This window comes from Edaphobacter sp. (assembly GCF_035532915.1).
Lineage (GTDB): Bacteria > Acidobacteriota > Terriglobia > Terriglobales > Acidobacteriaceae > Edaphobacter.
Genome location: NZ_DATKQC010000114.1, coordinates 1 through 11,138 on the forward strand (window position 1 = coordinate 1; position 11,138 = coordinate 11,138).

General features: G+C 59.3%; 7 protein-coding genes and 1 pseudogene. 1 reads left to right on the forward strand and 7 read right to left on the reverse strand.

Going from position 1 to position 11,138, the window contains the following annotated elements:
• A partial coding sequence (locus tag VMU57_RS05780) for a TIM-barrel domain-containing protein (RefSeq protein WP_325381683.1) occupies positions 1 to 1,971 on the forward strand: 1,971 nt, incomplete at its 5' end.
• Between the two features lie 46 nt (positions 1,972 to 2,017).
• Here VMU57_RS05780 and VMU57_RS05785 read toward each other — a convergent pair.
• The 7 genes and pseudogenes from VMU57_RS05785 to VMU57_RS05815 form a co-directional block, all read right to left on the reverse strand.
• Complete coding sequence (locus tag VMU57_RS05785; protein WP_325381684.1) at positions 2,018 to 3,190, reverse strand: pyridoxal phosphate-dependent aminotransferase; 1,173 nt, start codon at positions 3,188 to 3,190, stop codon at positions 2,018 to 2,020.
• 129 nt (positions 3,191 to 3,319) lie between these two features.
• On the reverse strand, positions 3,320 to 3,853 hold the full coding sequence (locus VMU57_RS05790; RefSeq protein ID WP_325381685.1) for a TlpA disulfide reductase family protein: 534 nt from the start codon (positions 3,851 to 3,853) through the stop codon (positions 3,320 to 3,322).
• A 60-nt stretch (positions 3,854 to 3,913) separates the two neighbouring features.
• Positions 3,914 to 5,041, reverse strand: coding sequence for a hypothetical protein (locus tag VMU57_RS05795; protein WP_325381686.1), 1,128 nt, complete (start codon positions 5,039 to 5,041; stop codon positions 3,914 to 3,916).
• Positions 5,042 to 5,324: 283 nt separating this feature from the next.
• Positions 5,325 to 6,560 (reverse strand): nitrate/nitrite transporter, encoded by a 1,236-nt coding sequence (locus tag VMU57_RS05800; RefSeq protein WP_325381687.1) that lies wholly within the window; start codon positions 6,558 to 6,560, stop codon positions 5,325 to 5,327.
• 115 nt (positions 6,561 to 6,675) lie between these two features.
• Positions 6,676 to 8,853 carry a molybdopterin oxidoreductase family protein gene (locus VMU57_RS05805; RefSeq protein ID WP_325381688.1) on the reverse strand — a complete coding sequence of 726 codons (2,178 nt, stop codon included), beginning with the start codon at positions 8,851 to 8,853 and terminating at the stop codon, positions 6,676 to 6,678.
• On the reverse strand, positions 8,853 to 10,499 hold the full coding sequence (locus VMU57_RS05810; RefSeq protein WP_325381689.1) for a DmsC/YnfH family molybdoenzyme membrane anchor subunit: 1,647 nt from the start codon (positions 10,497 to 10,499) through the stop codon (positions 8,853 to 8,855). Before VMU57_RS05810 ends, VMU57_RS05805 begins: the two co-directional genes overlap by 1 nt.
• Positions 10,500 to 10,551: 52 nt before the next feature.
• A pseudogene (locus VMU57_RS05815) lies at positions 10,552 to 11,138 on the reverse strand (sulfite reductase subunit alpha); the annotation flags it as partial.

An 11,138-nucleotide genomic window follows, 5' to 3' on the forward strand; every position in this document is an offset into this window, starting at 1 on the left:
TTGAGCATGCAGGGATGGCAGATGTCGGTGCCGAACCACAAGGACGGCAATGCGGATATTCTCTACGACCGGCGGCCGACTGACCACCCGTTCTTTCAGGTAGGGGCTTCATTCCATTCTCCGAAGGACGAACATTACTACGGTCTGGGCCAGAACCAGGAAGGATATATGGACCGGCGCGGGCACGTTGTTCGCTGCGCGCATGATTACAACGCACCCGCGGGGCAGAGCGTTTGTGTTCCTTTTGTGGTTACAAATTATGGCTATGGACTGATGTGGGACAATCCTTCGCGGACGACGGTTGCGTTTGGCTTCAACGATCAGACGCGGTGGACCTCGGATGTGGGGCAGAGAGTTTCGTTTTTTGTGATTGCGGGCAAGACGTATGACGAGATCTATGAGGGGTACAGGCTGCTGACGGGCTCGACACCGATGCTGCCGAAGTCGGCTTATGGATACATCCAGTGCAAGCAGCGGTACACGTCGCAGCAGGAGGTGCTCGATGTGGCGAAGGGGTATCGCGATCGTCATCTGCCTGCGGATGTGATGGTGATCGACTGGTTTTATTACACGAAGATGGGCCAGATGGATATGGACCCGGCGAAGTGGCCTGATCCGACGGCGATGAACCGTGAGCTGCACCAGATGGGATTTCACAGCATGATCAGCATCTGGCCGCGGTTCGTTCCGGGGTCGCGATTCTACGACATGATCTTGAAGAATGGCTGGTTCGAACATCTGGCGGATGGGACGCCTACGAATGGACTGCCCTACGATCGTGCGGGGTCGGATATCGATACGACGAACCCGGACGCGGCGAAGTGGTATTGGGATACGGTTCGCGACAACTTTGTGAGCAAGGGCTTCGATGCGTTCTGGGCGGATGAGACAGAGCCGGACCTGCCGCCGAATGGAAGCTACTTCCATGTGGGGCCGGGGACGGAGTTCTTCAATGTCTATCCGCTGTTTCATACGGCTGCGTTTTATAACGGCTTTCGTCGCGATCTGAAGACGCGCGCGCTGATTCTTTCGCGCGATGCTTATCTGGGAGCGCAGCATAATGGCGCGATCTTCTGGTCTTCAGATATCGCTCCTAATTGGGATACGTTGAAGAGGCAGGTTCCTACGGGAATTAATTTTGTGGCATCGGGGATGCCTTACTGGAGCACGGATATTGGCGGCTGGCAGTATCTGCCGGGTTCGCATACGCCGGAGCATCCTCCGCTGCTGGACCCTTCGGATGCGCGAGACAATGTGGGTCACTATGACGACTATCCAGAGCTTTATACGCGGTGGTTTGAGTATGGAGCGTTTCAGCCGAACTTCCGCAGCCATGGAAGCCGCAACCACAATGAGGTCTGGTCGTATGGCAAACAGGCGGAGCCGATTCTTGAGAAGTATCTGCGGCTGCGCTATGAGTTGATGCCTTATATCTACTCGCTTGGCTACATGACGCATGAGACGGGTGCGCCCTTTATGCGGGGGTTGTTCATGGACTTTCCGAACGATGAGAAGGTTGCGAATATTGGCGATGAGTATATGTTTGGCCCGGCGTTTCTGGTGGCTCCGGTGACGGAGCAGGGAGCGACGACGCGCTCGGTGTATCTGCCTGCGGGGACGGACTGGTATAACTTCTGGACCAATGAGCGGCTGCATGGCGGACAGCGTGTGACGGTGGCTGCGCCGATTGATACGCTGCCGCTGTTTGTTCGGGCGGGATCGATTCTGCCGCTTGGCGAAGCGGTGGAGAGCACGAACGAGGTGCAGAAGATTGCCAAGGTTCGCGTGTATCCAGGGGCGGATGGTAACTTTCAGCTATATAGCGATGATGGCACAACCTATGACTATGAGAAGGGCAAGGATGAGATTGCTCATCTGCATTGGTCGGATGCTGCGGGCAAGCTGAGTTCGACGGGCGCGAAGGCGTGGACGAAGCCGGATGCGGAGATTGTGCAAGTGGTTGGGAAGTAGCTGAACCCCACCTCCGAAGATCCGGACGTGGGGCACCGGGATTTCGTCAGCCTAGGTTTTTGAGTGCTTCGCAGGCGCGGTCGAGGGCTTCGGGCTTTTTGCCGAAGAAGAAACGAAGCGTGTTTTCGCCTCGGCCGTCGGCGAAGAAGGCGGTTCCGGCGACGGCGGCTACTCCGGTAGCTGCTAGCAGGTTGCGAGCTTTCTTGTGTGCGGTGTCGCCGGGTAGGCGGCTGACGTCGGCGAGGATGTAGTAGGCGCCTGCGGGGACCGATGGCGGGAGTCCGGCTTCGGTAAGGGCGCGGCAGAGTTGATCGCGCTTCTGCTGGTACTCAGTGGAGAGGCTTTCGTAGAAGGACTCGGAGAGCTGGGTGAGGCCGGCTACGCTTCCACATTGCAGCGGCGCGGGGCTGCAGATGTAGGTGAGGTCGTGGAAGTAGCCGATTGAGGGTATCCACTTTGCGCTGGCGGTGAGGTAGCCGACGCGCCATCCGGTGATGCTGAAGGTTTTGGAGAGGCCGGAGACGGTGATGGTGCGGTCAGCCATGCCGGGCAGCGTCGCGATGCTGATGTGGCGGTTGCCGTCGAAGAGGAAGTACTCGTAGATCTCGTCGGTGATGACGAAGAGATCGTGCTCGATGGCGAGATCGGCGATGGACTGGAGCTCTGCGGCGCTGAAAACTTTACCGGAGGGATTCGATGGCGTGTTGAGGATGATGGCGCGGGTGCGCGAGGTGACGCTTTGGCGGAGGGTGTGGAGATTGAGCTGCCAGTCTGGTGGTGCGAGCGGGACGATGACGGGCTTCACGCGCATGGAGAGCATGCTGCTGACGTGGTAGCCGTAGAAGGGCTCGAAGAGGATGACCTCGTCGCCGGGATTGAGCAGCGCTAGGCTGGTGGCGTAGAGGGCTCCGGTTGCGCCGGAGGTGACGAGGATCTCGGAGTCGGGGTCGGCTTTGATTTTGTTGTGGCGCAGGAGCTTTGCGGCGATGGCCTGGCGCAGAGGTGCGATGCCGTCGAGACGAGTGTAGATATTTTGGCCGGTGCGAATGGCTTCGATGGCCTGGTCTGCGACGGATGCGGGTAGATCGGTGTCGCAGATGCCTTGTGCGAGGTTGATGCCGCCGACACGGTCGCACTCGACCGACATGGAGCGAATCTCAGACTGGATGATGAGTGGGGAGATCTGGCTGACGCGGAGGTTGGATGGGATGGATGGCATGGACTTTTGCAGGATACTGCAAATGGCTGCTGGCGGCCATCTTCAAAATATTCGTTATTAAAAGATATGGTCCAGCTTTGAACTGGGCCTTTGGATTTATCTCTTTAAGATTTGTTGTGGCAAATGTACTTAGTAACGCTTCAGGGTTGGATCGGGCGCTGGGCCCTGCCGTCCATTCAGAAGCCAGTCCAGACGGCTTTTGATGTCTTCATCTTTAGCCTCGCCCATGATGCGGCCGATGATCTCGCCTTGCTGATCGATGATGATTGTGGCGGGGAGCACGTTGCCCAGTCCGGCACGCGTGAGCATGTCGAGATTTCCGCCGACCCAAACCTCCATGTCAATATTCTGGAGCTTGAGGAAGGGCTCGATCCTGGCTCTGGTCTTTGGCTCGTCTACAGAGATTGCCACAAAGCGAATGCCGTTGGCCGAGTACTCGTCCTTCAGCTTCGCCAAACGGGGCATCTCCTCTTTGCAGGGGCCGCACCATGTAGCCCAGAAATTGATGAAGGCTATCGAACCACGCAATGCCGCAACTTTTTCGGGCGTACCCGTAAGGCTTTTAGCTTCGAGGTTTGGGATGCGCTTGGCATACGCCGTTGCTATCAGGCAGCAGAGCATCATCGACGCTAGTGTCTGGATCGTTCTTTTTTTGATGATCATGGCAACTTCTTTCAAGGATTGCCCCTGCCGCAGCGATTGCCGACAGGGACAAGTTGTGGGTTAGAAGCGATGGGTAACACTTGCGAGCCAGACGTATTGAGCGAACGCCGCATCTCCATGCGATTTGTAGACTGAATCCGGATAGCTGACGGTGCGGTCGCGCCGGATGGCTTTATAGATTCCGGCGGTGAGGATGTTTGCGCCTCGCACGTATTGCGCTCCGGGGCCAAATGTCACAGCGTATCCCGGACGGCGGAAGCCCGCGTTGCTATTGGGGAAGAGGTTCTTTGCGGGGACGCCTTCGACGCGCGGTCCCAGCGTAACTCCCAGCCCTTTCACATGGTTTACCGGAAACAAAACTCCAGCTTCGAGCAGATACTGGTCTGAAATCGCGACGAAGTTGTTCAATGGAGTCGTTGTGCTGCTCGCACGCCGAACGCCGTTGGTTCCACCCTGCATTGCGATGTAGTCCCCATCGGTGTAGAAGATGAGTGAAGAGCCTACTTGCCTGTAACCCATCCACTGAGTGACTAATCCCCAGCCGCCACTCCCTGGTTGAACGGAGTAGTCGACCGGGGCCGTCGTTTGTACGGCCGGACCTACTCCGGTGGTGTTACTGTTCACGGTATTCTGCACGTCGTCATTGCCGGTTGGCGTCAGGACTCCGATGCCGCCGGAGAGATTGCCGCGGTGCGGAACTGCCGGGCTCCAGAGCCAGCCATTAATGCCGAAGATGGTATCGCCCAATCCGGTTGCGGAGTATTTGATGGGCGAGCTTTGGTTCTTACGTGTTGCGAACAGCCAGGGCGCATCGATCTCGACGCTGACGCGTGGGCTAATTTGATAGGTTAAATTTGCTGTAACGAGGTTGATCCTGTTCTCGACCTGTGATTTCGCCTGTGCGCGATACTCCTGGTACACATCTCCGACGTAGTGTTGATAAGAGTACTGGTGGCGCTCTCCGATGCTGATCTGGAAGTGGCCAGGCTGAAGCACTCCGCCTTCGCCGGTCGGCAGTCCCGATTGCTCAGGCGAACGAGCGAGAATGCAGCCCTGTGACCAAGCACAGGTCGTCAGCAATGGAGTGGTGAGGAGAGCGGCGCCGAGTGCCAGGGAGACTTTAAATATCCTCCGCTTGAGTTGCCCACTCATGCGATCGCAGGCCTGCTTTTGCGTATTTAGCTTCAATTTATTTCGCCTCCATCATGTTTCAAATCAGCTATAGCAACAGCGAACGTCAGCGGATGGCCGATGGCACACTTCGACCCAGGCTTCGGTGCGCGCTTGTTTTCTGTTGGAGCTGTCGGATGAGTATAGGAAGTTTGTCGAGTAAACACATCGAGACAAAGTCTTAGCCTTTACTCATCCTCAAGATGGAGAGCTGGTTGTTTTTCTTAAGGAAATCGTTATCTGTTGCTGTGTGCCTGTCTCTGAAGATGTGGAGAGACAGGCACATGCTCGCTGTCGATAGCTAATCTGCTGCTATAGCCATGACCTTGTCGTCGGAGAGTGCGCGGCCGCCAGCGCCTACCCATGTCTTCATCCAACGGCGAGAGACGACGCGCAGCAGGATGAGAACGAGGCAGGCGAGTGCAGCGTAGGCGATGAAGCCGGTGGAATAGGAACCGGTGTGCTGCTTGGACTGGCCGAGAAGGTTAGGAAGGATACCGCCGCCGAGCGCGCCGATTTCGCCGATCATGCCGCCGGCGACTGCCGTCGTGATGGGCCAGCGCAGCGGGACGAGTTGGAAGGTGGCTCCGTTGCCCGCGCCCAGAGCGGCGAAGCAGAGCATGAAGAGCAGCGTGGTGACGAGCAGCGAGGGTGATGCGATGAGGCCGAAGAGTCCGGCGATGACGATGAGGAAGACGACCGAGAGTGTGGTGATGCCGCCGATGCGATCGGCGAACCAGCCGCCGAGGACGCGGGTGGCGCTGCCGGTGAGGGTGGCGAGGACGGTGAGGCTTCCTGCTTGAATTTTGGTTACGTGGAACTGCTTGACGAAGAACGAAGGCAGGAATGTGGCGAGGCCGATGAAGCCGCCGAAGGTAATGATGTAGACGAGATTGAAGGCCCAGCCATCCTTTTCCCAGAGGCACTTGAGATGATCGGCGAGGCTCTGGTGTTCGATGTCTGGCGGCTCTTTGGCGAAGACGATCATGACGATGAGGGGAAGGAGCATCATCGCCGCAGCGAAGCCGTAGACGTGCTGCCAGCCGTAGTGCGTGGCGAGGCGCGGAGCGAAGAGTGCGGCGACGGCGGTGCCGCTGTTGCCTGCTCCGGCGATGCCCATGGCGAGGCCTTTGTATTGCTTGGGGAACCAGCCTGAGCCGAGCGAGAGCGCGACGCCGAAGCTGGCTCCGGCGATGCCGAGCAGGACGCCCATGGCGAGGACGTCGTGAAAGGTCTTGACGAAGAAGAAGCCGTAGAGCAGCGCGATGACGATGGCCGACATCTCGATGATGGCCGCTTTTTTTCTGCCGATGTACTGCGAGACGACGCCGAGCGGGAAGCGCATGAAGGCTCCGGCGAGCGTGGGAACGGAGACCATGAGGCCGACCTGGCCCTGGCTGAGGTGAAACTGCTCGGAGATGAAGGGGCCCATGGCTCCGTTGAGAACCCAGACGGCGAAGCTGAAGTCGAAGTAGAGGAAGGCCGCGAAGAGGGTGGGTGGATGCCCTGATTTCATAAATGTTTTTAGATTTGCCATGGATAGCTCCCCTGAGAGATGAGTTGTAATTCGTTCGATCGGTCATCAGTTGCGAGGTGAACGTCGGGGTTCGACCGTGGTGTTCGTTTTGCATTCGGCGGCGTGGCCGAGATTTTTACTTTAATGCTTTGAAGAATTTTTCTACGCGGACGGCGCACTGTTTGAAGTTGGGCTCGCGCGAGATGGGATCGAAGGCCCCGAGAGTGACGAGATTGGAGTTGGCTTCGGCGAAGTGGAAGGGCATGAACACCTGCCCCGGAGCGACGATGCCGGTGATGCGCAGCTCGATGTTGCGGACGGTGCTGCGACGGGAGACAACGTTTACGCGGTCGTGTGGGCGAAGTTCTAGTTTCGCGGCGTCAATGGGGTTCATCTCGAGCCATGCGTTAGGAACCATGCTGTCGAGCATTTCGACCTCGGCTGTCTTGGTGCGGGTGTGCCAGTGCTCGACGGTGCGGCCGGTGTTGAAGATGAAGTTGTACTCGGCGTTGGGCTGCTCGACGAAGGGCAGGCAGGGGACGTTGTAAAGCTGGGCTTTGCCAGTGGCGGTGGGGAAGACGCCGTCGGCGTAGAGACGGTCGCCGCCCCACTGCGCGCCGCCTTCGTCTTCGAGCTGCTGCCACGTGAAGTTGCTGTAGTCGCACATACGGCCTTCGGAGACGTGCTGCCATTCCTTGAAGGCGTCGTGGGTTGACGTCCAGCCGGGGAAGAGTTCGTCGCGGACGCCGAGGCGTTGGGCGATGTCGAGGAAGATATCGAAGTCGGTGCGGGCGAGGCCGGGTGGTGTGACGACGGGATTGACCTTGCTGACGCGGCGTTCGGAGTTGGTATAGGTGCCTTCTTTTTCTCCCCAGATGGCGGCGGGGAGGATGAGGTCGGCGAACTCGCCGGTGGGCGTGGGGTGAAAGCCGTCCTGTACGACGAGGAAGTCGACGCTCTCGAGCGCTTGCTTGAGGAGAGGATAGTTGGGGAAGGAGACGGCGGGATTGGTGGCGATGAACCAGAGGGCTTTAACTTTGCCCGCGACGGCGGCTTCGATGATGTCGGGATAGGCGAGGCCGCGTGATGTTGGGATGCGCGCGACGTCGATGTTCCAGATGTCGGCGAGCTCTTCACGGTCCTGCTGCTTCTCGAATTTGCGGTAGCCGGGGAGGGCTGTGGTGAAGCTGGCTTCGCGGCTGCCCATGGCGTTGCACTGGCCGGTGATGGAAAACGGTGCGGCTCCAGCGCGACCGATGTTGCCGGTGATGAGTGCGAGGTTGTTGATGGCGGTGACGGTGGCCGCGCCCTGCGTGGAGTGGTTGACGCCCATGGTCCAGCCGATGAAGGCGGCCTTTGCTTTTCCGTAGAGGTGTGCGGTGTTGATGATGCTTTCTTCGCTGAGGCCGGTGACTTCGGCTACGTGCTGCGGTGTGAAGTCGGCGACGAATGCGGCGAATTCTTCGAAGCTTGTGGTGTGCTGGTCGATGTAGTCGCGGTCGATGAGGCCATCGCGAATGAGGATGTGTGCGATGCCGTTGAGCAGAGCGATGTCGCCGCGCGGCTTGATGGGGAGATGAATGTCGGCCATCATGGCGGTCTTGGTGACGCGCGGGTCGACGACGATGAGGGTGGAGTTTTGATTGCGCTGGCGGTTGCGCTCGATGCGCTGGCAGAGGATAGGATGATTGTCGGCGATGTTGGCGCCGATGAGCAGGATGAGGTCCGCGGTCTCCATGTCGGCGTAGGAGCCGGGTGGACCGTCGCTGCCGAAGGTGAGCTTGTAGCCGGAGACGGCGGAAGCCATGCAGAGAGTGGTGTTGCCGTCATAGTTGCGGCTGCCGAAGCCTAGCTGCACGAGTTTGCCGAGGGTGTAGAACTCTTCGGTGACGAGTTGGCCGGTGCTAACGACTCCCAGAGAATCGCTGCCGTATTTTTGCTGGACGGCAGAGATCTTTTCGATCATGACGGTGAGCGCCTCGTCCCAAGAGACGGGGACGAGCTTGCCGTCTTTGCGCAGAAGCGGCTGCTTGGCGCGGCCGGGGGCGTCGAGGATGTGGTGCTCGCTGAGGCCCTTGGGGCAGAGCTTGCCGAGGTTGACGGGGTGGTCGGGATTGCCGCGGACGGTGACGGCTTTGTTGTCTTTGACGCCGACGAGCATTCCGCAGCCGACGGAGCAGTAGCCGCAGGTGGTCTTGACCCAGGTTTCGGCTACGCGTGTGCTGGCGATGTGGCCGAAGCGAGGGTCGCGCTGGAAGGTGTATTCGGATTGCCGGGTGTCGATGCCGAGGGCTCGGCGGATTCGTTTCAACATTAGTGGGAACCTCCGCGAGTGAAGGTGAGCGCCATGTTGAGCGGAACGACAGAGACGAAGAAGAGATAGCGCGCGATGATGACTGCGGCGAAGGTGGCGAGTGTAGCGAAGGCGAAGGCCCCGCAGAAGGAGAGCAAGCCTGCGGCGGCGGCGAGAGCGAAGGTTACGATGACGGCGGGACGGAAGTTTTGCGTGCCAAGAAGTTCAGCGGTGGCGCGCTCTTCAAAGAGGCTGGAACGGTTAAGACGAATGAGACGGATGGCGTGGTTGGCAATCCATGGGATGGCTGCGAAGGCTGTTAGCCATGCGGGAAAGGCACTAATGGTTTGCAGATGGAGTGGTTGCAGCAGCGTGATGTGGTTGAGGGTTTTGACGATCCAATTGAGCGTGACGGGAAGCGTTGAACCGATGAGCAGGCTGCTGAGAAGGAAGTCGATGGGAGTGTGAATCATGTTCCACGCCGGACGTGCGGGAACAAGATAGATGAAGGCGCTGGCGATGGTACCAGCAACACCGAAGATGGCGGCAGCCCAGCCGATGGTTGCGAGGAATTGTGCGGCGAGCGGAAACGTTTGCATGTGTTGCAATAGCGAGCTATGCAGGATTGCCGCAGTGGATGGTGTGAGCAGCCATGTGGCGGAGGTGAACGTTGCAATCGTGCCGAAGAAGAGGCCGAAGAGGAGGACCTCGCGGCTGAGCCAGGAGCGGCGCCACATCTTCAACGCTCGCCATGCGTAGGCGGGCCGGCCGAGATGGAAGACCGAGATGTTGAGCGCGATGCTGGTGATGACGAGCAGGATGGTGAGCAGCATGGACTGCGCTGCGTGGAAGAGCAGAGCGAAGATGAGTGAGCCGGTGACGGACTGGATGAGCGTCGTCATGAAGACGAGTGAGAGATGGGCGTGCTCGGGTTGAATGCGACCGATGTCGACGCGTTCGAGCTTGGTGGTGGAGTTGGGAGGAAGGGTGATGCGCGTGGTGGAGATGGTGTGGCCGGCAGCGGGCATGCCGGGGGATTCCGCAGTGGCGTAGTCGACGCGCCATGCGGTGGTGTTGACGATCTCGATCTCGATGGCGGCTTCGGGGCAGGAGTTGACGCAGGCGGGCTCGCGTCCGTCGGTGAGACGACCGTGGCACATGTCGCATTTGCCGACTACTCCTCGGTCGGCGTTGAACTGCGGAACCGAGTAAGGGCAGTTCCAGACGCAATACTGGCAGCCGATACAGGCGTCGGCTGAGTGCAGAACGATGCCGGTGATGGGGTCTTTGGTGTAGGCGTCTACGGGGCAGCCTTTGACGCACTCGGCATCGAGGCAGTGGTTGCAGCCCATGGAGAGGTAGTGGCGAAGTGTGTCGGGGTAGGTGCCGCCTTCGATTTCGCCGATGCGGCGCCAGCGAATGTCGGCGGGGTTGCCGTTCTGCTCGTTGCAGGCGATCTCGCAGGAGCGGCAACCGATGCACTTGGTCATGTCGAAGTGGAAGCGGTACTGCTCACCATCTTCGAGCGCGCGGGTGGGGATGAGCGATGTGACGACGGTTGCCGCTAGTGCCGCCGGGATGGAGGGCTGACCGAGGTCGGCGAAGGTCATGCGCACGATGGATTCAGCGGTGGCAGACTCTGCGAGTTCTTGTAGGGGTAGAGACACTGGTACCCTCCTTTCGTGAAGTGGTAGTGAGGCGATCGTTGTGTCACGTCTGCTAGTAGACGTCGCGGTGGTAACGGTGATCGTCTTTCAACGTCTGGACGTATTCGGTCGCGGCGTCGGCGTCGAGGTTGCCTTGCTGGGTGACGATGGCGTGGAGAGTGGCATCGACGTCTTTCGCCATGCGGGCAGCGTCGCCGCAGACGTAGATACTGGCGCCGTCTTGCAGCCATGACCAGAACCGTGGTGCCTGCTCGAGCATCTTGTCCTGGACGTAGATCTTGTGCTCTTGGTCGCGGGAGAAGGCGAGATCGAGATGGGTGAGGTGCTTGTCCTTGAGCATGGACTCGAGTTCGTCGCGATAGAGGAAGTTGGTCGCCGCGCTGCGCTCGCCGAAGAAGAGCCAGTTCTTTCCCGTGGCGGAGAGAGCTCGGCGTTGGTGCAGGAAGGCGCGGAAGGGCGCGATGCCGGTGCCGGGGCCGATCATGATGATGGGCGCGTCGGACTGCTGGGGCAGGCGAAATTTTCTGTTCGGCTGAATGTAGATGGCACGTCGCTCGCCTGTGTTGGTGCGGTCGGCGAGCAGGGTGGAGCAGACGCCACCACGCTCGCGGTTGTGAGAGCGATAGCGAACGACAGCTA

Excerpts from the sequence above, each read along its gene's own strand:
- VMU57_RS05800 (WP_325381687.1), bottom strand. The coding sequence starts at position 6,560 with ATGGCAAATCTAAAAACATTTATGAAATCAGGGCATCCACCCACCCTC.
- VMU57_RS05805 (WP_325381688.1), bottom strand. The coding sequence starts at position 8,853 with ATGTTGAAACGAATCCGCCGAGCCCTCGGCATCGACACCCGGCAATCC.
- VMU57_RS05785 (WP_325381684.1), bottom strand. The coding sequence starts at position 3,190 with ATGCCATCCATCCCATCCAACCTCCGCGTCAGCCAGATCTCCCCACTC.
- VMU57_RS05790 (WP_325381685.1), bottom strand. The coding sequence starts at position 3,853 with ATGATCATCAAAAAAAGAACGATCCAGACACTAGCGTCGATGATGCTC.